General features: G+C 37.7%; 18 protein-coding genes. 2 read left to right on the forward strand and 16 right to left on the reverse strand.

From position 1 onward, the window contains the following. Positions 1-436 precede the first annotated feature (436 nt). The 8 genes from ACZIX2_RS12140 to ACZIX2_RS12175 all read right to left on the reverse strand — a co-directional run bounded on the left by ACZIX2_RS12140 (position 437) and on the right by ACZIX2_RS12175 (position 11250). Entirely contained in the window at positions 437-1828 is a 1392-nt protein-coding gene (locus ACZIX2_RS12140) for an exopolysaccharide biosynthesis polyprenyl glycosylphosphotransferase (protein ID WP_463340358.1), read from the reverse strand. A gap of 1026 nt (positions 1829-2854) precedes the next feature. Beyond that, positions 2855-4705 carry a polysaccharide biosynthesis protein gene (locus tag ACZIX2_RS12145; protein WP_463340402.1) on the reverse strand — a complete coding sequence of 617 codons (1851 nt, stop codon included), beginning with the start codon at positions 4703-4705 and terminating at the stop codon, positions 2855-2857. A gap of 551 nt (positions 4706-5256) precedes the next feature. After that, positions 5257-6129 carry a glucose-1-phosphate thymidylyltransferase RfbA gene (rfbA, locus tag ACZIX2_RS12150; protein ID WP_463340359.1) on the reverse strand — a complete coding sequence of 291 codons (873 nt, stop codon included), beginning with the start codon at positions 6127-6129 and terminating at the stop codon, positions 5257-5259. Positions 6130-6222: 93 nt separating this feature from the next. Next, complete coding sequence (locus ACZIX2_RS12155; protein WP_463340360.1) at positions 6223-6636, reverse strand: GxxExxY protein; 414 nt, start codon at positions 6634-6636, stop codon at positions 6223-6225. Between the two features lie 53 nt (positions 6637-6689). Further along, the gene (gene rfbB / locus ACZIX2_RS12160) at positions 6690-7748 is read right to left on the reverse strand and encodes a dTDP-glucose 4,6-dehydratase (protein WP_463340361.1); all 1059 of its coding nucleotides are present in this window, start codon (positions 7746-7748) and stop codon (positions 6690-6692) included. 48 nt (positions 7749-7796) lie between these two features. Continuing rightward, the gene (locus tag ACZIX2_RS12165) at positions 7797-7970 is read right to left on the reverse strand and encodes a GxxExxY protein (protein ID WP_463340362.1); all 174 of its coding nucleotides are present in this window, start codon (positions 7968-7970) and stop codon (positions 7797-7799) included. Further along, positions 7946-8803 carry a dTDP-4-dehydrorhamnose reductase gene (gene rfbD, locus ACZIX2_RS12170; RefSeq protein WP_463340363.1) on the reverse strand — a complete coding sequence of 286 codons (858 nt, stop codon included), beginning with the start codon at positions 8801-8803 and terminating at the stop codon, positions 7946-7948. Before rfbD ends, ACZIX2_RS12165 begins: the two co-directional genes overlap by 25 nt. A 1250-nt stretch (positions 8804-10053) precedes the next feature. Continuing rightward, positions 10054-11250, reverse strand: coding sequence for an ATP-binding protein (locus tag ACZIX2_RS12175; RefSeq protein ID WP_463340364.1), 1197 nt, complete (start codon positions 11248-11250; stop codon positions 10054-10056). A 652-nt stretch (positions 11251-11902) separates the two neighbouring features. Here ACZIX2_RS12175 and ACZIX2_RS12180 point away from each other — a divergent pair. Further along, positions 11903-12937 (forward strand): IS110 family RNA-guided transposase, encoded by a 1035-nt coding sequence (locus ACZIX2_RS12180; RefSeq protein WP_463340365.1) that lies wholly within the window; start codon positions 11903-11905, stop codon positions 12935-12937. A 196-nt stretch (positions 12938-13133) separates the two neighbouring features. On the opposite strand, the gene rfbC is transcribed toward ACZIX2_RS12180, so the two are convergent. From rfbC to ACZIX2_RS12210, 6 genes are all read right to left on the reverse strand, one after another. After that, positions 13134-13682 (reverse strand): dTDP-4-dehydrorhamnose 3,5-epimerase, encoded by a 549-nt coding sequence (gene rfbC, locus ACZIX2_RS12185; RefSeq protein ID WP_463340366.1) that lies wholly within the window; start codon positions 13680-13682, stop codon positions 13134-13136. A 780-nt stretch (positions 13683-14462) separates the two neighbouring features. Continuing rightward, on the reverse strand, positions 14463-14777 hold the full coding sequence (locus ACZIX2_RS12190) for a nucleotidyltransferase domain-containing protein (RefSeq protein ID WP_463340367.1): 315 nt from the start codon (positions 14775-14777) through the stop codon (positions 14463-14465). Continuing rightward, positions 14774-15172 (reverse strand): nucleotidyltransferase substrate binding protein, encoded by a 399-nt coding sequence (locus tag ACZIX2_RS12195; protein ID WP_463340368.1) that lies wholly within the window; start codon positions 15170-15172, stop codon positions 14774-14776. The genes ACZIX2_RS12190 and ACZIX2_RS12195 overlap by 4 nt, the downstream gene beginning before the upstream one ends. A gap of 657 nt (positions 15173-15829) precedes the next feature. Continuing rightward, on the reverse strand, positions 15830-16153 hold the full coding sequence (locus ACZIX2_RS12200) for a hypothetical protein (protein WP_463340369.1): 324 nt from the start codon (positions 16151-16153) through the stop codon (positions 15830-15832). A 403-nt stretch (positions 16154-16556) separates the two neighbouring features. Further along, positions 16557-17696, reverse strand: a complete 1140-nt coding sequence (locus ACZIX2_RS12205) for an ATP-binding protein (RefSeq protein ID WP_463340370.1) — start codon at positions 17694-17696, stop codon at positions 16557-16559. A gap of 842 nt (positions 17697-18538) precedes the next feature. Continuing rightward, positions 18539-18856: a hypothetical protein gene (locus ACZIX2_RS12210; RefSeq protein WP_463340371.1), complete on the reverse strand. Its 318-nt coding sequence runs from the start codon at positions 18854-18856 to the stop codon at positions 18539-18541. Positions 18857-19033: 177 nt separating this feature from the next. Between ACZIX2_RS12210 and ACZIX2_RS12215 the strand changes: the two genes are divergently transcribed. Further along, on the forward strand, positions 19034-19774 hold the full coding sequence (locus tag ACZIX2_RS12215) for a tyrosine-protein phosphatase (RefSeq protein WP_463340372.1): 741 nt from the start codon (positions 19034-19036) through the stop codon (positions 19772-19774). A gap of 71 nt (positions 19775-19845) precedes the next feature. On the opposite strand, the gene ACZIX2_RS12220 is transcribed toward ACZIX2_RS12215, so the two are convergent. Continuing rightward, complete coding sequence (locus tag ACZIX2_RS12220) at positions 19846-22221, reverse strand: GumC family protein (protein WP_463340373.1); 2376 nt, start codon at positions 22219-22221, stop codon at positions 19846-19848. Further along, positions 22222-23001 (reverse strand): polysaccharide biosynthesis/export family protein, encoded by a 780-nt coding sequence (locus tag ACZIX2_RS12225; protein ID WP_463340374.1) that lies wholly within the window; start codon positions 22999-23001, stop codon positions 22222-22224. It lies immediately after the preceding gene. Positions 23002-23765: the final 764 nt, after the last annotated feature.

Here is a 23765-nt window from a genome sequence, read left to right on the forward strand (position 1 = left end):
TGTTAGATAATAGATGTTAGAAAATAGAAGTTAGAAGGCGGAAGGCAGATGGCAGATGGCAGAAGGCAGAAATCAGAAATCAGGCGGAAGGCAGATGGCAGATGGCAGAAGGCAGAAGGCAGAAATCAGAAATCAGAAGGTAGATGTTAGATAATAGATGTTTGATAATAGATGTTTGATAATAGAAGTTTGATAATAGATGTTTGATAATAGAAGTTTGATAATAGAAGTTAAATAACAGAAGTTAGATAGTAGAAGTTAGATAGTAGAAGTTAGCCCTTCGACTGTGCTTCGACTTACGCTCAGCATAAACTACTCTGGGTGACGGGTAGAAATTAGATGTTAGAAATTAGATGTTAGAAAATAGAAGTTAGAAAAAAATCTCGATCCTGATTACGAAGCGTCAAACTTTAAACTTTAAACTTTAAACTTTAAACTATTGCCCGCGATAGAAAAGTACCGTGGAAAGGGTTTTAAACAAAATACTGATATCCAAGAACACCGAGCGGTGTTTGATATAATACAAATCATACTGCAATTTGATCAGGCTTTCGTCTATGGATTCTCCATAATTGTAGTTGACTTGTGCCCAACCCGTAAGACCGGGTTTTATAATATGGCGTGTTTCATAAAACGGCATGATAGCCGAAATTTCATTAACAAATATAGGGCGTTCAGGACGTGGTCCAATTAGCCCCATGTCTCCTTTCAAAATATTAAGGAATTGAGGGAACTCGTCAATTCGAGTTTTACGTAAAAATCGCCCAAAAGAAGTAACTCGTGCATCTTGAGATTGTGCAAAAACCGCACCTTTAGCCTCCGCATGTTGCACCATACTTCTAAATTTGTAAATGGTAAACACTTCTCCATTTCTTCCAACGCGCTCTTGAGTATAAAACAATGGACCGGGATTCCAAAATAGGTTACTTACCCACAATAATGGAATCAAGACCAAACTCACTAAAAGCCCTAACACACACAACAACAATTCGCATATCCGTACCACGTACAAATACATTTTGTTTTGGTTGCTGCGACTGAAAGGGAAAAAGCGATAAAAATCCCCTTGAATTTCATGCACTGGTATCCTCATGGTTTTGTTTTCATAAACCTGCACGTATTCGCGTATGTTTTTCCCCGACTCCAACAGAGTCAACAACTGATGGTACAAATCGGTCGTAATTCCATCTGTTTTTTTGGAAGCGACCACCAGTTCGGATACTCCATTTTCATAAACAAAAGTAGTCAATTGGGATATGGGGATATGAGGAATAGCCACCTCCTCCAACTCGCCTTTGTTTTTTTTATCGGAGCTTACAAAACCGATGATTTTATAATAGGGATCCGCTGCTTCGAGATCTTGAATCAGTTGTACCATTTTGGATTGATCGCCTATCAACACCACTTTTTGCAAGAACTGATGGGATGCCAAAAATTGCACATAAAAAATACGCCACACTGCCAACGCAAAAAAAATAGCTACATAAAAAACTATAATTTGCCAGCGATTTTTGGGCAGTTCGGGAGTTAACAGAGGGGTAAACAAATAGGCCATTACAGTGGTTGTTGCTGTCAAAAGCGTACTTTTTAACACCTGAAAATAATTACTGGCCACTTGCAATTGGTACATTTCAAAAATATGTCCAAAAACCAATAAATACAACACTAAGATAAGCATCCACAACAAATGGGTAGGTGCCAAAGAGAAGTAGGTAAAAGGGGGGAAAAAAGAAAGCACATAAAGCGCTGAAAAAACAACCAAAACATCCGTAATACGCAATAGAAATTTGCGTTCCGAAATTTCGAAATACAGTTTATGTTCATTCATAGAGTTTTTTTTGGGGCAGTACAAAATAAACAAATTAATTGCAAACCCTGGTCAGATTAGCGTTAATGTTTTAACGGTAAGTTAAATTTAACAGGCGGTGGGAAGTGGGCGGTGGGCTTTAGGCTTTGGGCTTTGAGCGGTGGGTGTTGGGTGTTGGGTGTTGGGAAGTGGGCAGGTCGCGATAGATATTTACTAATTTTCAAATTAACGAGAAAAAGTGGTCAAACATGTCGATTAGTTTATACTGAGCGAATCCGAAGTACAGTCGAGACACTATCAATGGCGTTTAGTTGTTTCCAGTTGTGAAGTAAATTTTCCCTTGCGCGCTTTGCGAAACCCTTTGTGAACCTTGCTGTTAAAATCATCATCTTATTCCTTTTCACCCTTTAAGGCTAGGGTAAAAAAAAAGGAACTTAGTTTCCTCTAAAACGCACAACCCACAACCCACAACCGATAACCGACAACTGACAACTTACTCAAAGTAGTTTATACTTAGCGAATCCGAAGTACAGTCGAGATACTATCAAGGGCTTTTTAGTTGCTTCCAGTTGTGAAGTATATTTTCCTTTGTGTGCTTTGCGAAACCCTTTGCGAACCTTGCGGTTAAAATCATCAACTTATTCCTTTTCACCCTTTAAGGCTAGGGTAAAAAAAAGGAACTTAGGTTCCTCTAAAAACTCACAACCCACAACCGACAACTGACAACCCACAACTTACTCAAAATAGTTTATACTTAGCGAATCCGAAGTGCAGTCGAGATACCATCAAGGGCTTTTTAGTTGCTTCCAGTTGTGAAGTAAATTTTCCCTTGCGCGCTTTGCGAAACCCTTTGTGAACCTAGCGATTAAAATCATCATCTTGTTCCTTTTCACCCTTTAAGGCTAGGGTAAAAAAAAGGAACTTAGGTTTCTCTAAAACGCACAACTGATAACTGATGACCGATAACCGACAACCGATAACTGATAACCCATCCTGAGCAGTTTATGCTGAGCGAAGTCGAAGTAAAGACGAAGGGCTCACTTCAATTTATTTATCCAATACTTGGTACTCCGAATTCAAACTGATGAATTCTGGGACAATTTGTTTCATTTTGGCCACCAAATCTTCTTTACTAAAGTGCGGTGTCATACCAATCAGTTGTTCAATTTCATTTAGCACAACATCATATGCGATATCATCTTCTTCCGCGATCATGATTTTCTCATGATGGGTAGGTTTGGTTTTGGCTTCATCGTTCAACAATTCTTCGTATAACTTTTCCCCTGGTCGTAAACCCACAATTTTAATTGGGATTTCTTTCTCTGGTATGTATCCGGCCAATTGAATCATTTTCCGGGCCAAATCTATAATTTTCACAGGTTTTCCCATATCAAAAATATAGATTTCGCCTCCTTTACCCATAGAGCCCGCTTCGAGCACCAACTGACAGGCTTCGGGGATGGTCATAAAATAACGAATGATATCTTGATGTGTGATAGTCACTGGCCCCCCTTCCGCTATTTGTTTGGAAAACAAAGGAACGACCGAACCGTTAGACCCCAACACATTCCCGAAACGAGTGGTAATAAATTTGGTCCCTTTGCCCAGACTTTCATTGACTCGTTTCCTCTGCAAGGACTGCACATATTTTTCAGCCAAACGCTTACTGGCTCCCATGACATTACTCGGGTTGACCGCTTTATCCGTAGACACCATCACAAACTTCTTAGCATTAAATTCTACTGCCAAATCGGCTAAGTTCTTGGTTCCTTCCACATTGGTTTGTATAGCTTGTTCTGGGTTTTGTTCCATCAAGGGCACATGTTTGTATGCCGCAGCATGATACACTACTTGTGGCAAATGCGTTTGAAAAACTTTGCGCATCACGTATTTGTTACGCACATCAGCTATGACATGATAAACCAATACATTGTCAAGACTAGCAGCCAATTCTAAGGAAAGTTGATGCAAGGGCGTTTCCGCTTGATCCACCAATACCAAAGCATAGGGCTTGAATTGTATGACTTGACGCACGATTTCGCTACCAATTGAGCCCGCTGCACCGGTAATCATAATCGTCTTATCTTTCAAATCTTTAGAAATATTTTTGTTGTCCAAAATAATGGGATTGCGTTCCAATAAATCCTCAATTTGGATGTTTTTTACTTTATCGGAAATCTCTTTCTGATTCTCCCAATTGGAAATCAAAGGCACGGTAAAGACCTTAAAATTATACTCCAAACAATTGTCAACAATGACTATCTGTTCGTCTTTGGTAAGACTCTTATCGGCTATAATCACGGCCTCGGCCGCAACGGATCGCATTAAGGCGGGCAATTTCTTCTTTTTGACCAAAATCGGCAAATCCAACATACGCTTGTTTTGATTGGAGTTGGTCTTATCTACAAAACCTACAATTTTAAAACGACTGGGGGTCTCTGAACGCAAAGCATTGGCTACCGAAATAGCATTGGCATCTGTCCCATAAATGATGGCACGAATGAGCTTGTTGTTCCCTTTTTCAGAAAAATACAATTCAAAAGTTTGCTTCACAATAACCCGATACAAGAACAAACCACAAAACGACAATACGATGTTGATAAACAAGGCCGTGTTGAGGATGGCTTTCTCTCCTACCACTAATTCATATAGAAAATTCACCAACAAAGCCACAACTAAGACAGCAATTTGAGAAAAAAACAACTTTACCGCATCAATGTAAGAGGAGTGTCTAATGATACCAGCATACGTGCGAAAAAGCCAAAAAGAAAACAAATTGAGCCCCATCAAGAGGGTAATAAAAATCAAATAATGCGGAGTAACGACATACTCTAAGCCCGTACCTTTGAAAATTAAGACTGTAAAAAAGAACGCGACATTTAGCACCATGGTATCCATCAATACAATGATCCAGCGCGGTAAATAATTCAAATTATGAATGTTAAATTTCAAGTTCGCCTTTGAAATAAACGCAGCTATAGTACTTTTCAAAATAATAAAATCTTGGCTTGTTAGTGCCTCAAAATTATAAATATTTAAGAAACTAACTTAGCTTAGACTGTTAAAATTAGAATTTAAATGCAAGATTTGACAAAACTTCCCGTAATTAAGATGGACACTAACTACCTTATACCTGCGCTCAATGTGATTAAGTTAAGGAAAAGACTTATTATTTTGTCATTTTCGACAGCGGAGGACACAAGCAAAGCGAATTGGCGGAGCAATCACACAGACTGATTACATTATGAGATTTTCATTCCTCAGAATGACAAAAAAACCTTAACTTAATGACATTTAAGGTGCGCTAGCAGCAAAACTATACAACAGCCATTCCTGCCTAATTTTGACACCAATACAATTACTATCTTTTTTCAACCCAGAGCATCAAAAAAAGGGCAACATACATGATGCGCCCTTAAGATTTGTAACTCGTTGGTCCTATTATGCTATTACAACAAATTCTGTTTTAACAAACCCAAAAGATACTCTCCGTAGCCGGATTTACGCAACGGTTCGGCTATGGCTTGCAATTGTGCATCGGAAATAAACCCTTGACGCCATGCCACTTCTTCGATACAACCTACTTTCAACCCCTGACGCTCTTCTAATACCTGTACAAACTGTCCGGCTTGCATCAAGCTGTTAAAAGTACCGGTATCCAACCAGGCGGTACCCCGGCTTAAAATACCCACTTTTAATTTGCCTTGAGCCAAATAAGCTTTGTTCACATCAGTGATTTCGTATTCCCCTCTGGCGCTAGGCTGAATGTTTTTCGCAATTTCCACTACCGAATTGTCATAAAAATACAAACCCGGTACCGCAAAATTAGATTTAGGGGCGACTGGTTTTTCTTCTATCGACAGGGCATTGAACGCCTTATCAAACTCCACCACCCCATAGCGTTCGGGATCCGAAACGTGATACGCAAATACCACACCTCCCTCTGGGTTGGTATTGGTTTGCAACAGCTCTTGCATATGGGCGCCAAAGAAAATATTGTCGCCCAACACCAAGGCTACCGAATCGGAGCCAATAAATTCTTCCCCAATCACAAACGCTTGCGCCAATCCATTGGGCACCGCCTGCTCGGCATAACTGAACTGACAGCCTATTTGACTCCCATCTCCTAATAATTTTTTAAAATTGGGCAAATCGTGTGGCGTGGAAATGATGAGCATCTCATGAATACCCGCCATCATCAAAGTCGACAAGGGGTAATAAATCATGGGTTTGTCATACACCGGCATCATTTGCTTGCTCATGGCCAAAGTCAAAGGATGCAAACGGGTTCCGGAACCTCCGGCTAATATTATTCCTTTCATAGTTCTATTTTTTTTTCAAATTGACACGAATTAAAACGAATTAAAACGAATTATCACGAATTGGCACGAATTATCACGAATTAACTCGAATTATCACGAATTATTTGAATTATTACTGTCTTTTAAATTAATTATTCTTTTAAAAGTAAGTGAAGCGGTGCCAAAATTAACAATCATCCCTAACTCTTTTTGTGTACACTTCAAATAATTTTGTACTTGAGAATAAAATGCTGTTGGGATTTGCGCCACTGCTTTGATTTCAATTAGTATGGCATCATAGCAAACAAAATCGACCCTATACTGCTTTTGTAACTTAACCCCTTCATAATAAACCTCCAGTTTCACTTGTCTCCTATAAGGTATTTTTTGATGGCGAAATTCATTCTCCAAAGCCTCCTCATAAACAGCCTCTAAAAACCCAGCTCCTAAAGCGCGATGCACTTTCATACAGGCGCCTATAATTTTGAAGCTTTCTTTTTTATAGAGAATTGGAGTTGGATCAACCATTCTTATAATTCGTTTAATTCGTGATAATTAGTCTTAATTCGTGTTAATTCGTGTTAATTCGTTTGGTTTGAATATTGTTTTTCGTAGTAACTGGCATACTCCCCTGAGGTGACATTTTGCAACCATTCCGTATTGTTCAGGTACCAATCTATAGTTGCCTCGAGTCCTTCTTCGAAGGTCACCGACGGTTGCCAGCCCAATTCGGTATTGATTTTGGAGGCATCGATAGCATAACGTAAATCATGCCCTGGACGGTCTTTGACATAGGTAATCAATTGCTCAGACGTTCCAGGTTCTCTACCTAATTTCACATCCATTTGTTGACACAAAAGGGTAACCAAATCAATATTTTGCCATTCGTTGAAGCCTCCAATATTATAGGTTTCGTGATTTTTTCCTTGGTGGAATACCAAATCAATCGCCACAGCATGGTCTTTCACATACAACCAATCGCGGGTGTATTTTCCATCACCGTATACTGGCAGCGGCTTGTTGTTGATGATATTATTAATAAATAAGGGAATTAGTTTTTCAGGAAAATGATACGGACCATAGTTATTGGAACAATTGGTCAACACATAAGGCAAGCCGTAGGTTTCACCATAAGCCCGGACAAAATGATCCGAACTCGCTTTAGAAGCCGAATACGGTGAATTGGGTGCGTAAGGGGTCGTTTCGGTAAACAAACCTTCGGCTCCCAAAGTACCATACACCTCATCGGTACTGATATGGTAAAAACGTTTGCCTTCATAATTGTCTTTCCAAAGATTTTTGGCAGCATTCAGCAAAATTAGGGTCCCAAACACATTGGTCTTCACAAAAGCCAAAGGATCCGTAATGGAGCGATCTACATGTGACTCCGCCGCCAAATGCAACACCCCATCAAATTGATGCTCTTGAAACAAGGTATTGATGAACAATTCATCGGTAATATCGCCTTTGATAAAGGTGTAATTTGGGGCTTTTTCAACATCTTGAATGTTCTCCAAATTCCCAGCATAGGTCAAGGCATCTAAATTGAATATATGATATTGAGGATACTGTTGTACAAAACGTCGTACCACATGCGACCCAATAAAACCGGCTCCTCCGGTGATTAATATTTTTTTCATATAAATTTAATTTCACGAATTAATACGAATTATACGAATTAATACGAATTACTTTAGATTGATTATTCTTTTATAAGTTAGGGAGGGAGTGCCAAAATTAATAAGCATGCCCAAGTCTAATTGTGTAAATTTTAAATAATTTGTTAACTGTGCATAAAATGCAGTAGATAAATTTGATACTGCTATAAAATTCGTTTTTAAATTCGCAATGAACCCATACATTTCTTCAAACTTTCTTTGTACTCCGGTACGACTACTCCAAAAGTAGCTTTTATTTTACTTTTGTCCAACAAAGAATACTGTGGACGCTTGGCTGGCGTGGGATAGGCCGATGAGGGAATACCTGTCACCGTACAGGAAAACCCTCCCAATTCTTGAATGGCTAAAGCAAACTCATACCAACTGATTTCGCCTTCATTGGAAAAATGATAGAGTCCGGCTTGCCATTGCGGATGCGTGATAATGGTCATAATGGCTTGCGCCAAGTCGGCCGCATAGGTGGGGCTCCCGATTTGATCGTTGACCACAGACAAGCTGTCGCGCTCTTGCATCAAGCGTGACATGGTTTTGACGAAATTGGCACCAAAACTAGAATACACCCAAGACGTTCGGATGATGATACTTTCTGGACAAGCGGCGCTACAAACCAATTCTCCTGCTAGTTTGGTCTGACCGTATACATTGATGGGTCCCGTAGCGGCGGTTTCCGACAAAGGTGTGGCAGCCGTTCCATCAAACACATAATCGGTTGAGATATGGATGAACTTACAATCGTTTGCAGCACTCCAATTGGCTAGCACCCCAACCGCTTGATGATTCAACCGATCGGACAATTCTCCTTCGGATTCCGCCTTATCCACGGCCGTATGGGCCGCACAGTTAATGATATACTGAGGCCGAATCTTGGATAAGTGGGTGGGTAAATGCGCCAAATCACACAAATCCAATTCCTGATAATCCGTAAAAACCCATTCAAATTGGGAGTAAGTAGTGGACAAAACCCGCAATTCGGACCCTAATTGCCCATTGCCTCCTGTAACTAGTATTTTTTTCATATCATATTATTAGTGAGAAGTGAGAAGTGAATCGTTAATTGTTAATAGTTTATAGTTAATTGTTAATTGTTTATAGTTAATTGTTTATAGTTAATTGTTAATAGTGAGTGGTGAGTGGTGAGAAGTGAATCGTTAATTGTTAATTGTTTACAGTTAATTGTTTATAGTTAATTGTTTATAGTTAATTGTTTATAGTGAGAAGTGAATCGTGAGAAGTGAATCGTTAATTGTTAATTGTTTATAGTTAATTGTTAATAGTTAATAGTTAATAGTGAGAAGTGAATCGTGAGAAGTGAATCGTTAATTGTTAATTGTTTATAGTTAATTGTTTATAGTTAATTGTTTATAGTTAATTGTTTATAGTTAATTGTTTATAGTTAATTGTTAATAGTTAATTGTTAATAGTTAATTGTTTATAGTTAATTGTTAATAGTGAGAAGTGAATCGTGAGAAGTGAATCGTTAATTGTTAATTGTTTATAGTTAATTGTTAATTGTTAATAGTGAGTGGTAAGTGGTGAGAAGTGAATCGTTAATTGTTAATTGTTAATTGTTTATAGTTAATTGTTTATAGTTAATTGTTAATAGTGAGAAGTGAATCGTTAATTGTTAATTGTTTATAGTTAATTGTTAATAGTTAATTGTGAATAGTGAGTGGTGAGAAGTGAATCGTTAAAAGTTTATAGTTAATAGTTAAAAGTTTATAGTTAATAGTGAGTGGTGAGAAGTGAATGGTGATTAGCTTGAACAAAGGACTTTGCAAGTCACTTACGACATGTTTTCATCCCTTCAAACAACTACCAGCTATCTTTCAAACTATGAGATCTCACTTACTATTTTAAACTTCTAAACCACCTTTGCGGTTAAATCATATGCAAAAACCACCCCATACCCCACAACTGACAACTGACTACCGAAGACCGACAACCAACTAACCAATTAACCTTTTATCTACAACTCCATCTTTGCGTTCTTCGCGTACTCCTTTGCGAGCTTTGTGGTTAAATCATATACGCAAAAACCATTCTATCTCACAACTCACAACTCATAACCGATAACTGAAAACCGAGAACCGACAACCGAGAACCGAAAACCGACTATACAGTTAACCTTTTATCTGTAACTCCATCTTTGCGAGCCTCGCGTACTCCTTTGCGAGCTTTGTGGTTAAATCATATACGAAAAAACCATTCTATCTCACAACTCATAACTCATAACTCATAACCGAGAACCGACAACCTAAAACCGAAATCAATACAAAAACCCAAACAACCATAATGGTATTTTGTTCTGAAAACCATACTCAATACCGTCGGCTGCGATAAATGCGTTTTCAATACCTTCAATTTGTTTCATCGATTTATCCTTTCCTCCTATTTCGAAAACATACTGCTCATTTATCAAAAAATCACCTTTGTCAGTATACATGATTTTATGGGCATACCCAAGCTGATTGGCAAAAAACGTTTCTCTTACATTTCCAGTATTAGCAGCACTCGAAGTTAAAGCATACATCAAATTTGAGTTTTCCAAATACACTTTTAGCGGTTTCTGTAGTTTACTAATACCCCCCGACTCTTTAAACAAGTTGATAGTAAGACCAATTTCATCCAAATAATGAAAATACAAAAGCAAAGTACTCCTACCCATTCCAATTTTTTCACTCAATTTACTCACATTAGGCATAAAAGGTACTGATTCGGAAATAATAAGCAACAATTGCTTTATTTTATGCACATACCCCAAATCCAAACCTCGCAATAAAGGCAACTCAATTTCAAGCATCATATTAATAACCTCTTCCAAACGGGGCACGTACAAATCTAATTCTTCTTTATAAAAAGGGTAGTACCCCTGCTTGAGATACCTATCAAAATATTGCAATGGTTTTACCTTGGCAGTAATCAAAGTCGATTCTTTTGAGTGATTACTCAAAATAGACGCTAAAGTTAACTTGTCAAAATGTTGTCCAGTTTCAATGCTAAGATATTCACGAAACGAAAGCCCTTGCATGGTATAAATTATAGCCCTTCGACTCAAATCAGCTCTAGCGTTCAATATTTGCAGCAAAGAAGACCCTGTAAACACGACTTTTAGCATCGGGTAATCATCATAGATATTTTTCAACTCCTGCGACCAGTTGTCATATCTATGTACCTCATCTAAGAAAAGATACTCACCTCCTTTTTTTACAAAATCATCTGCTAAATCGACCAGTGTGTTATTGCTAAACCAAATGGAATCCAAAGACACATACAATGTCTTATCCAACACTTCCGCGAGATTCATTTTAATATGCTGCAAGAGCATTGTTGTTTTCCCAACACCTCTCGCCCCTTTAACCCCTATTAATCTTGCGTTCCAATTAATATCACTTCCCAAACTCCTAACAAAATCCGTTGAAGTAAGACGTAATTTAAAAAGAAACTTCTCTACTAACTCTTCCATATTGTTTTGTTTACCATACAAAAATACTTATTTTTGTTTTTCAAACATTACAAAACGAAATATTATTGTTCGTTGCATCTAACAAAAAATCACTTTTTTATATGTTACACTTATAAAAAACAACACAATCGGTTATCGGTTAGCTGTTGGCATTTGGCTGTTAGCGTTTATCAAACTGACAACTGAAAACCGAAAACTGACTAACCAGTTAACCTTATAAGTTAACCTTATTATCTGTAACTCCTTCTTTGCGTGCTTCGCGTAATCCTTTGCGCCTTTTGCGGTTAAATCATTAATCTTTTATTCCACCTTAAATAATTAATCAGTTAATCGATTAACCTGATTATCTGTAACTCCATCTTTGCGTTCTTCGCGTACTCCTTTGCGCACTCCTATGTTTGCGAAGTTATAAAATCTTTCATCAAAGCTTTAAATTTGGTTTGGTAAAGTGAAAGAGAATGAGAGTCGATTCGCGCCCAAATGACTCATGAAGTACATTGTCGCAAAGATATGTCCTCATTCTTTTTTATCTTTTAGAGTCTGAACAGAATGTAAGGAACTACGCATGTCGTATTATCCAGAATATCCAAATAGGAGAAAAGACGAAGGGAGATTCATCACTTTATACTATTATTTTTAAAACTCAAAAGTTATGAAACTATTAAAACAAGTATTAGGAATTGATGTAGCTCAAAAAGAATTGGTGGTTACTTTAGGTAGAATGCATAATGATTTAACAATCGAATTATACGCTTATAGTGTTTTTAAAAATACAGAAATAGGTTTTTTAAAATTAACGGAGTGGGTTAATAAGCTAACCGATAAAGAGATAAAAGTTCGTTATGTGATGGAAGCTACAGGAGTTTATCATCAAAAATTCGCTTATTATCTTGAAGCAAAGAAAGAAGACTTAAGTATTGTTTTACCTAACAAAATAAGCAATTATATGAGGACTTTAGATATTAAAACAATCACAGATAAAACCTGTTCAGAGGGAATTGCGAGATTTGGGCTTGAAAGGAAATTAGATAATTGGGTAAAGCCAAAAGAAGTCTATAGTGTGTTAAAACAACTCACACGTGAACGTCGTCAAATAACAGATGAAAGGACAATAGTAAAAAATCAATTACACGCTGAACAAACAGAGGCAATTCCACACCTTTCAAGTATACAACGTTTAAAAAGAAGGATATTGTTCTTAAACACCCTTGAAAAAGAAATTAAGAATGAAATCAAAATTTATATCAAAGAGCACAAAGATCTTATTGCAGACATTGATAACATTTGTACAATTCCAGGTGTATCAATTTTGACGGCAGCGACTGTTATTGGAGAAACTAATGGATTTGAATTGATACGAAGTAAAAAGCAGCTGACCAGCTATGCGGGATTGGATGTAAAAGAGAAACTCTCGGGAACCTCAGTAAAAGGCAAGCCTACAATATCAAAAAAAGGTAACCGATATTTAAGAAGTTGCCTTCATTTACCAGCACTTAGTACTATAAAATGGGATGATAATTTTCGAAATCAATATGCCAGAATAGTGGTAAAACACGGAATTAAAATGAAAGGATGTGTAGCGGTTCAAAGGAAATTACTGGAATTAATTTATGTACTTTACAAAAATAAAACAGTCTATGATAGAGATTATGAACAAAAAAATAGCGTGTTAGCACAAAAGGCATAAACACGCTATACAGTCTAGCTCTATGGCTGACTTAGAATACAAAATTAATTATTAAAAAAGACAAAATAAAATTTTAGATTTATTAGGAAATCAACACAGAATCTTTGCGGTTAAATCATATACGCAAAAACCATTCTATCTCACAACTCACATCTCATAACCGATAACTGACAACCGACAACCGACAACCGATCAATTAAAACTGACTGTTGCACGCTTCAAAACTCGGCAACACCGCATCTTTATCTGAAACTATAGCCTCCTTCAAATCCATGCCCCAATCAATAGCCAAAGTTGGGTCGTCAAAACGAATCCCCCCTTCGCTGGCTTTGTTATAAAACTGATCACATTTATACAGCACAACAGCCGTTTCACTCAGGACCGAAAAACCATGAGCAAACCCTTGAGGTACTAGCAATTGTTTTTTATTTTCGGCACTTAATCTAATAGCAAAATGCTGTCCGTAGGTTGGGGAATCTTTTCGCAAATCGACTGCCAAATCCATAATTTCCCCTTGTAGTACACGGACCAACTTGGTTTGCGCATAGGGAGGATTCTGATAATGCAAGCCTCGTAAGGTCCCTCTTTGAGAAAAGGACTGATTGTCTTGTACAAATTCGATGTCGATGCCCAATGCACGCATCTTATTTTTATTGTAGCCTTCAAAAAAATACCCACGCGCGTCTTCAAATACGTCGGGAGATAGGACTACTAAATCTTGGATAAAGGTGGTTTCTACATTCATGAAGCAAATATATCTTTTTTTTAAAGATTTTGAGATACTGAGATTACCCTTTGATTTGTTTTAGGGAGGGCAGTGAATGTGGAGTGGTGAATTGTGATTGGTCAAATTGTGGAGGGTAAAAAATGAATGACACTATCTCTATGTTCCTTTTTCCACCCCAAACCTAAGGGGTAAGAAGAAACAACTACAACACCTTTAACCACAAGGCAAGCAAAGGTTTACAAAAAGTAAAACAAATTTCACAACTAGAAGCTAGGAGTAATTAAGAAGACTTACATATCTCACCTGCACTTCGCTTTGCTCGGGACAAACTAACCGTCCTGACATACCTCCTTTTCGAGTGTAACCCAGCCCAAAACGTTGAAAAAAGACGACTACAATCCCTTTAACCGCAAGGCACGCAAAGAGGTACGCAAAGCACACAAGAAAAGCAAACCACAAAACTATAAACTAGAAGGAACTAAGAAGACTTACTTAGCGTCTCAACTGTACTTCAACTTCGCTCAGTATATACTGATTAACCTGACAAAACCCAACTTTTACAAATTTACCCCAGACCTAAAGAGCAAGAAGAAACAACTACAATAACTTTAACCACATGGCAAGCAAAGGTTTACACAAAGGAAAACAAACCGCAAAACTAGAAACAAGGAGGGACAAAGAAGACTTACATAGCGTCTCAACTGTACTTCAACTTCTCTCCGTTATACTGATCGACCTGACAAGCTTCCTTTTTTGAGTTTACCTCTGTCCTATTGGGTGAAAAGAAACGACTATCCGCTAAAGCTTCTCTTTGCTATAAAACAATTGACCAACCCTATCGATATGAGCCAGTAAATCCATATTGGTAATTTTTCTTTTTTGAGAGAGGTCGATTTTATAGGGTAACAACAAATCGTCCAATTGATTTTCCAAAGCTAAAAAATCGGAGAAGGATAAGTTTTGCTCCACTAGTGTCAAATCAATATCGGAACCCTTCTTATAATTCCCTTTGGCCCTTGAACCATAAACATATACTTGTTCAACAGCCTTAAATTCAGCCAAAACACGCTTAATTTTCGCCACATCCTCTGAGGGCAAACCAAAAATCATCATATAAGGGTTTTCATCTTTTCATTAAATGCAACAAACAATTCAAAATAGGACTGAAACACCTTATCTCGGATTTCTTTGGCTGTACTTTCATTGTAGGTGTGCGACGACTGATTTCTACTTTTAATCATTTCCATCCACTGTGCCCCGTCCTGTACCAATCCTCTTTGAAACGCCTCTCGAGTAGCATCACGAGAACCTGTGATGGATGTGGTGCCTTGGTATTCAAAGTAATCTTTCATCACCTGCCATGCCAATTCATGGGTGAATTCAAAGGCTTGTATCAATCCTTGTTCTTCCAATTCATTCAATTCGCCTTTGGCAATAAACTTCTGCAATTGTCCCAGTGCTTTTTGAAAATTTCCCAATCGTTGTTTCCATCGGATATCTTCTTCCATAAACGTTCCTTTTGTGGTATAAAATTAATTGTTTTGCCACAAAAAACAACACCTTTAGTTTCGAAATATATTTTAAGAGAAAGCAATAGGCTTTCACAGTAACCAAATCTGCACTAGAATCAATATTTTATTTTTTTTTATTGTCATAACCACAAAAACTTTGATTACACAATACTATTTTTATTGTAACCCAAAAAAATCCCGTTCTACTAACTAAAAATGGTCTCGACTGTACTTCAACTTCACTCAATAGAAACGGATCGACATGACGTACCTCCTTTTCGAGTGTAACCCAGCCCAAAACGTTGAAAAAAAACGACTACAATCCCTTTTACCGCAAAGCACACAAAGAGGTACGCAAAGCACACAACGAAAAAAAAACCGCAAAACTAAAAACTAGGAGGAACTAAGAAGACTTACATAGCGTTTCAAAGGCATTGCAACTTCACTTAGTTTATAACGTACCGACCTGACCAACCTATTTTTCGATTTTGCCTATAGTTTTCTACTATTCCCATCGCCTCATCACGGTGAATCTCCTCTGTCCTTACCCACAAAACTAACTGAACACCCCCAGACTGACCACTGAACACTTCCCTCGCGCCCTTGCTTCTTCGCGCTAAACCCATTTGGATTTTGGCTATTGGCTGCTGGCTCTTAGCTGTTGGGTTTTGGAATTTGGCTATTGGAATTTGCCTTTTGCCTTCTGCCTTCTGCCTCCTGTCTTCTGCCTCCTGTATTCTGCCTTCTGTCTTTTGCCTTCTGCCTTCTGCCTTTTGCCTTTTGCCTTCTGTCTTCTGCCTTTTGCCTCCTGTCTTCTGCCTCCTGTCTTCTGTCTTTTGCCTTCTGCCTTTTGCCTTTTGCCTTCTGTCTTCTGCCTTCTGTCTTCTGCCTTTTGCCTCCTGCCTTCTGCCTCCTGCCTTTTGGATTTTGGAATTTGGAATTTGGAATTACTGTTTTGGAATTTCCTCCCCCTGTCACCTCGAGCGAAGTCGAGAGGCTTCACGCTTAAATCTCAACACAAATTTCACAGATTTTCACAGATAAAATTTACTCATATGTACTTCCTACGTCTTCTGTCTCAAAAAAACTCGCTAATTAAAAAAACACTATTATGACTTAAATGTAAGTATAATCAAGAGGCTTCGCTTCCCCAAACGCCCTCGTTTTCGGCTCCCTTTAGGGCCGGGGTAAAACGAAAACTAACGGAACTGACCACACCCTTTGCGCCCCTTGCGGTTAAAAAACATCAGTATACCTTTCCTTACACTCACAAAACAAAAAACCTTCCCAAGTCCAAAACTCAGAAAGGGTTTAATTTGATCAAACAATCGATAACCGTCAATATTTACTCGATTCCGAAGCGTCAGGACTAACTCCGTCTTTAGATAATATCTCCTGCCCAAAGTTTTTGCAAAAAAATAGACCAAGGCAAAACGGTAACATCGCCAACTTTTCTTTCAAACGGATCGTTACTGACCACTAGTAGTTTTTCCACTTTATACTCCTCAGAAAAACTTTTCAACCCTTTCAGATGCCGTGATTGTACGTTATCTGTTCCTTTTACTTCAATCGCTACTTTATGATCTCCTAATATAAAATCAACTTCTAGTTGTGAAGTAGTTCTCCAATAGGAAATAGTATAATTACCCTCTGAATAGTTACTATGAGCATACAATTCATGATATATAAAATGTTCAAAAGCACTACCAAACGCTTCGCTTCCCATTACTATTTTTCCTCTTTTTAGCAGATAATTAGCAATTCCAATATCAAAAAAATAAAATTTAGGGGCTAAAATGACCCTACGTTTGGGCTTCTTTTGAAAGGATGGAACAAAACGACCAATTAGAGTATCTTCTAGAATTTGAAAATAGTCCTTTATTGTTATAGCACTTACACCACAATCGGAAGCAATATTCGTATAATTAAGCATTTCTCCATTAGAAAACGCAGCTGCTTCTAAAAATTTTGTAAAAGCGCCAATATTTCTAATTTTTGCCTCAGCGATAATCTCGTCTCGCAAGTAATTTCCAATATATGCGGAAAGTAATTTTTTGGGATTATCCGACAAATAGTGCCTTGGCAACAACCCATTAGTTAAAGCTCTTTGCAAATCAAAATTAGGGATTTCAGTATAAATTAAGGGATACAATTCATAACGAAGGGCTCGACCACCCAATAAGTTGGCTCCTGATCGAATAATTTTTCTCGGACTAGAGCCACTAAGTACAAAACGAGTTTGATGATTAACCATAAGCCAATGGATTTCATCGAGTAAAGCAGGTACTTTTTGAATTTCATCAACCACCACTACCGTCCCACTAGCCATTGCCAGTATCGATTCTCTGAACTGAACAGGACTTCTTTGAAACCGTTCAAATACATCCGACTGCAATAAGTCAAACCACAAGGCATCAGGAAACAGGGTTTTCAACAGAGTGCTTTTACCTGTCTGTCGAGCCCCCCATAAAAATAAGCTCTCTCCTGCAGCTCCCTCTAAAATCTGTTTTCGTACAAACATTTTTCCCTTTTTAAAACAACAAATAACATGATAATCTAAACTACTACTTTACAATATCATGAAAATATAAAGTACAAATATAAAATATTTTTTTCAACCCCCAGCCCCTATAACTCCAAATGGTAATTTTTCATAGGAGTCGTTGCATCTTCGATTTCAAGACCGTTCTAATGCACGTGGGTATCGCTTAGTCACCGAAGGTATCAAATCTAAACACAAACGAAAACCCTTACTTAATCTTTGCGGAAACTTTGTAGGCTTTGTGGTTAAATTCCAACACAGATTTTCACAGATAAAATTTACTCATATGTACTTCCTACGTCTTCTGTCTCAAAAACACCCGCTATTTAGAAAACACTGATATGACTCCTATGTTTTAATTTCCTCCCCCTGTCACCTCGAGCGCAGTCGAGAGGCTTCACGCTTAAATCTCAACACAAATTTCACAGATTTTCACAAATTAGGGTTTACTTATATGTACTTCCTACGTCTTCTGTCTCAAAAAAACTCGCTAATTAAAAAATACTATTATGACTTAAATGAAAGTATAATCAAGAGGCTTCGCTTCCCCAAAGGCTCATGTTTTCGGCTCCCTTTAGGGCCGGGGTAAAACGAAAACTTACGGAACTGACCACACCCTTTGCGCCCCTTGCGGTTAAAACACCCACAATCCTTTCAAATCAATTCGTGCATTCGTAGCTGTTGGCTATTGGCTGCTGGCTATTGGCAATTTGCTATTGGCTCTTAGCTGTTGGGTTTTGGAATTTGGCTATTGGAATTTGGGTTTTGCCTTTTGCCTTTTGCCTTCTGCCTTTTGTCTTCTGCCTTTTGGCTTTTGGCTCTTAGCTGTTGGGTTTTGGAATTTGGAATTTGGCTATTGGAATTTGGGTTTTGCCTTTTGCCTTCTGCCTTTTGCCTTCTGCCTTCTGCCTCCTGTCTTCTGCCTTCTGCCTTTTGCCTTCTGCCTTTTGGCTTCTGTCTTTTGACTTTTGGAATTTGGAGTTTAGATTTTGGAATTTGGAATTTCTAGATTGTAATTTATCTTTTGTGCTCTTTGCGTAACCCTTATGCTCCCCTTGCGGTATAACTTCACACCAATTACTATTATGTCTACAGATATAATTTACTAATAAGTACTTTACTACATTTTGAATATCCAAAAACATTTGCTTTATAAAAAACACTTTAATGACTTAAATGTTTCCAATTCCCCACCTCAACAAATAGAACACTCCAAACTGAACACTGACCACTCCCCTAGCGTCTTTGTAATGAAAAACCACCTCCTTTTTGAGTAAAATGAGGCAAAACACAACATATATTGTTATTTTTGCTAGATGATACATTTTTTCAAATCCAAACCTACGCTTAAAGAGCTTATCCCCTCCAATTACATCGACATTCATTCACACCTTTTACCCGGTATCGATGATGGAGCTAGCGCTATGGAGAACACCATTTCCTTAACTCAAGAATTGATAAATTTTGGAAGCAACCAAATCATAACCACACCACATGTAATACAATATGTTTGGCCAAATTCAAAAGAAAAAATACTTGAAACCGCAAAAACCACTGTAGCCTCTCTCAATGAATCAGGATATACTTTGCCTTTTCGAGTAGCTGCAGAATACCTAATGGATGATTCTTTTGCGAATTTATTCAAGAACGAGCCCTTGTTAACCTTAAAAGACAATTATATATTAGTTGAAATGTCCTATATCAACGCTCCAATTCAACTATACACTATCTTATTTGACTTAAAAGTGGCTGGATATATCCCCGTGTTAGCACATCCCGAAAGATACTTGTTTTACCACAATACCACTGATGAATATCTGAAGCTAAAAAAAGCGGGCTGTTTATTTCAACTCAATTTACTTTCCACGGTGGGCTACTATGGTGAAAACATAACCAAGATTTCCGATTTTTTACTTCGAAAGGGATTTTATGATTTTGTTGGTACTGATGTGCATCATCATAAACATTTGCAAGCGTTTCAGCAAAAAATAAAAACAAAAGAAAGCACAGCTCTTAAAGATTGTCTACTTAACAATCAGTTTTTTTCTATCTCATAACATTTTTAGCTATACAAAAAGAGCAGCCTCCTTTTAAGAAGACTGCTCTTGACCTATAAAATTAAAGATTTTTACCCTTTTAACAACCTTTGGTACCAGGGCTTTTTTTCAATATTAACACCGTAGCCATACCCATAACCATAACCTTTTGTCGAGTCAGTATCGTTTAACAACAAACACATATTAGGCAGTTTCTCGTCTTGATACAACCCATTTGGAATGGCTAGCATCCTCTTTTCTAAATAATTGGCTCGCACTACATAAATAAAAGCATCCGCGTGTTTGGCAATCAATAAAGTATCGGTTACCAATGAAACAGGAGCTGTATCCACAATAATATAATCATATTCGCTCTTTAACTCTTTAAAAAGCAGGTCAACTTTATCCCCCATCAAAAGTTCTGCTGGATTAGGAGGCACTACCCCTGCAGGTAAAATCCAAAACCCTTCATACCCTGGGTGCTTCACCACAAAATCACGCCAATCTGCATCTTTAGTAGTAAAATAATTGGTTACCCCTCGATCTGGCACTGTTACATAATCCCCCAATCGTGGACTGCGAATGTCCATACCTACCAACAAGACTTTTTTTCCTGAAAGGGCAAAAGTAGCCGCTAAATTAACCGATACAAATGTTTTACCTTCACTAGGAAAAGTTGAGGTTAAAAATAGTGTTTTGGCATTTTTCTCTGGAACTTTGGTCAGCAAAAACTCCAAATTGGTCCTAATAATACGCAATGCTTCAGCCGAACTTGACCGACTCGCAGCATGCATTAATTCATTAGGTGAATCTGAGGTAGGTACATCGCCAATAAAGGGAATGACAGAAAGCTTTTCCAAATCTATTCTACTAGTAATTTTAGTATCAAGCAATTCTCTTAAATAAATCACACCAAAAGGCACTAATAAGCCTAACAACAATGCCGCAAGATATATAATACTTTTTTTAGGCGCTACTGCTATGGGATTGGCCCTTGCTTTGTCTACCACCTTTGCATTCGCTTCGGTAGCCGAAAGGGCTATGGCAGTTTCTTCACGTTTCTGCAACAAATACAGATACAATTCCTCCTTTACTTTTTGCTGACGAGCAATCACACGAAATTGACGTTCTTGAGTGGGAATTTTATCGATTTTAGTATCCATAGCACCTTGCTGTTGGTCCAAATCTCGCTTTTGAATTTGTAAAGTCGATTGCAAACGTCGTAAACTAGCCGCTACATTTTGTTTCATGGATTGGATTTGTTGGTCCAATCGCACCACGGTTGGGTTTTCTTCCGTAGCCGATTTCAACAAACGGTTGCGATCCATCAATAAGGCATTGTATTCGGTAATTCCTTTGGATTCTTCTCCAGTACTTGACAGCAAATTACCTGGTAACAATTCATTATTTTTATTGCTCTTCAGGGCAGCCAACATGGAAGCTACCACATTCAATTGAATTTCAGCTTCAACCCCTTTTTTATCATACTCAGACGCCCCTTTTACAAAAAGCTCCGCCTGTGTTTCTAAATCCGTAAGTTTATTAGTCTGTTTAAACGCTTGTACTTCTTTCTCTACCCCATCCAACTCTTGAGAAATCAACAACAAACGATTGGCGATAAACTTAGAGGTGTTTTCAGAAATAAAATTCTTATCCGTTATGGCATTGGCATTGTAATTCTCTACCAACCGATCTAAAAAATCTTCCGCTTTTTGAGGCACTGCATGCACTATAGACAAGGACACCACACTACTGGTTTTGCTAAGAGGTGCAATACTCAACCCTCCCATGAAAAAATCCACTATTTTATCAAGTGGCTGAACAACCAATATTAACTCTTCATCAGAAGCCAATTGCTTTCCATCGCCTAATTCAAGTTGCAACATTCCCACTTTTGTAACTACAGGTTGTCCCCATTGAAACTCTCTGTTAGACCCCATAAGAATCCCCTGAGAAGCAGTGTCTTCAACACCCACTTCCTCCAATGTATAGCGGTTTGCCGATACATTTTTTACTTTAATAGTGGTAGACGCCCCATCAAAAGCAGCATTCGTCCCACTAAAAATGGCTTTTACCCCCTTATCTCCGTAAATTTCCGTAGTCTTAACACTTCCTTGGGAATACAACTGTACTTGAAATTGTAATTGCTTTACAGTCGTTTCAATTAAACTACGTGATTTTAAAATTTCTAATTCATTATCAACATTACTCTTCCCTTTTCCAAAACCCAGGTCAGAAAAAGCAGACAATTCCGACATCAACCCGCCTTTAGTATCATCTTTGACTAAAACTGTCGCTGATACTTTGTATTGAGGTACAGTATACCGCAAATAAATAAAAGCACACAACAAAAACAACAAAACTGTAAGTACAAACCATCGCCATTGATTCAAATATTTACGGATTTCAATCATAATTTCAAAATCCTTAGCAATATGCTTGGCGTATTCATTTTCTGGAATATTCATCTATTTGGCAGTTGTAATGATTAAGGTAACTAAAGTAATTAAAAGGGACGTAACAGAAATGATCACATTGGTATTCGGACCAATTTTAGCCCCATTTATTTTGGTTTTATTCGGCTCCACATAAATCACATCATTTTGAGCCAAATAATAAAAGGGAGACTGAATAAAATCGGCTTTGGTGATATCTACACGATTGAATGATTTCACGCCATTTACTTCACGAATCACTAAAATATTGTCCCGACGGCCGTAAATCGTCAAATCTTTAGCCATACTCAAAGCTTCAATCAATGTAACCCTATCGGAAGTAATGGGAAAGGTACCTGGATTGTTCACCTCTCCTTGCAAAGAAATCTTAAAATTCATAATGCGTAACGAAACCACAGGTTTTTTAACGTAAGCGCTAATACGTCGCTCTAAGTCCTGCAAAAACTCTGTGCGCGTTTTGCCCGATACAGCAAGCTTTCCTAATACTGGAAAATCAATCGTCCCTTTCTCATCTACTAAATACAACTGATTCACTATTTGACCTCCCATATCGGGACGTGCTGCATTAGCCACTTGTAAAGTAGTCAAATTAAAGGGAACCACACTTTCCGGATCCTCTCCTGAAACTACAATCATGAGCAAATCATCAGGCTGTATTTTAACTTCATAAGATGACCCTGCTGTTCCTACAGCCGAATCTATTCCTTGATAATAAACAATTTGCTTGGCATTCTGGCATGAGGATAGTACCAAAAATGCAAAAGCAATACAACACTTCAATAATTTTTTCATGGTAGCTTGTTTGAGTTCGCAAATATACAGTTTACTTACAAAAAATAAAACAAATTCCTTAAAAGCTTGTTAAATAACAAAATACTAACTATGAACTATTTAACTGTTTTTTAAAAAAATTAAAAAACTAAATCAACTTAAAAACCAACAAAAAAGAATTACAAAGTAGGCAATGACACCAAAAAATCAGTTATCCCTTCCAATTCCTTATCCTACTTAATGCTGCATTTTTCATGAGTCACTCCCTCCGAAGGTTCGGGGATTACACAATGCGAAAGTGCTTCTAGTAGCACTTAAACTATAATAATAAATCAAGGGTAAAAAGTTGTGATAATGAATAAAAACATAGCGATTGTACTTATTTAAAGCTACAATTCGTCTTCCCCTAACCTAAATTGTGGAAAATGGAACATTTTCTAAAACACAACTAAAAAACACCCAGCTCCTTTGACTCCCAATTTTATTATTTCATTGGAGTCGTTACATCTTCGATTTCAAGCGGGGAGTAGTCCCTGCAATTGATTCTGGTTTGTAGTTAGAATCAAAATCTTCCCAGCGAACCTTTCTTTGCTTTTGACATCCCTCTCAATTACATCTCCTCCACCAAGAAGCTACTAAATCCCACGAAGAAGTATGAAGCCCTTGCAGTTAAAACTTTGGAATTTAGAATTTCTGAATTGAAATTTGGAATTTGGAATTTGGAATTTGAAATTACTGTTTTCGAATTTCCTCCCCCTGTCACCTCGAGCGCAGTCGAGAGGCTT

Source organism: Flavobacterium riviphilum, assembly GCF_055231795.1.

Excerpts from the sequence above, each read along its gene's own strand:
- rfbB (WP_463340361.1), bottom strand. The coding sequence starts at position 7,748 with ATGAAAAAAATATTAATCACCGGAGGAGCCGGTTTTATTGGGTCGCAT.
- ACZIX2_RS12190 (WP_463340367.1), bottom strand. The coding sequence starts at position 14,777 with ATGATGATTTTTGGTTTGCCCTCAGAGGATGTGGCGAAAATTAAGCGT.
- rfbD (WP_463340363.1), bottom strand. The coding sequence starts at position 8,803 with ATGAAAAAAATACTAGTTACAGGAGGCAATGGGCAATTAGGGTCCGAA.
- ACZIX2_RS12145 (WP_463340402.1), bottom strand. The coding sequence starts at position 4,705 with ATGGATACCATGGTGCTAAATGTCGCGTTCTTTTTTACAGTCTTAATT.
- ACZIX2_RS12215 (WP_463340372.1), top strand. The coding sequence starts at position 19,034 with ATGATACATTTTTTCAAATCCAAACCTACGCTTAAAGAGCTTATCCCC.
- ACZIX2_RS12155 (WP_463340360.1), bottom strand. The coding sequence starts at position 6,636 with ATGGTTGATCCAACTCCAATTCTCTATAAAAAAGAAAGCTTCAAAATT.
- ACZIX2_RS12205 (WP_463340370.1), bottom strand. The coding sequence starts at position 17,696 with ATGTTTGTACGAAAACAGATTTTAGAGGGAGCTGCAGGAGAGAGCTTA.
- ACZIX2_RS12195 (WP_463340368.1), bottom strand. The coding sequence starts at position 15,172 with ATGGAAGAAGATATCCGATGGAAACAACGATTGGGAAATTTTCAAAAA.
- ACZIX2_RS12165 (WP_463340362.1), bottom strand. The coding sequence starts at position 7,970 with ATGTATGGGTTCATTGCGAATTTAAAAACGAATTTTATAGCAGTATCA.
- ACZIX2_RS12220 (WP_463340373.1), bottom strand. The coding sequence starts at position 22,221 with ATGAATATTCCAGAAAATGAATACGCCAAGCATATTGCTAAGGATTTT.
- rfbA (WP_463340359.1), bottom strand. The coding sequence starts at position 6,129 with ATGAAAGGAATAATATTAGCCGGAGGTTCCGGAACCCGTTTGCATCCT.
- rfbC (WP_463340366.1), bottom strand. The coding sequence starts at position 13,682 with ATGAATGTAGAAACCACCTTTATCCAAGATTTAGTAGTCCTATCTCCC.
- ACZIX2_RS12180 (WP_463340365.1), top strand. The coding sequence starts at position 11,903 with ATGAAACTATTAAAACAAGTATTAGGAATTGATGTAGCTCAAAAAGAA.
- ACZIX2_RS12225 (WP_463340374.1), bottom strand. The coding sequence starts at position 23,001 with ATGAAAAAATTATTGAAGTGTTGTATTGCTTTTGCATTTTTGGTACTA.
- ACZIX2_RS12140 (WP_463340358.1), bottom strand. The coding sequence starts at position 1,828 with ATGAATGAACATAAACTGTATTTCGAAATTTCGGAACGCAAATTTCTA.
- ACZIX2_RS12175 (WP_463340364.1), bottom strand. The coding sequence starts at position 11,250 with ATGGAAGAGTTAGTAGAGAAGTTTCTTTTTAAATTACGTCTTACTTCA.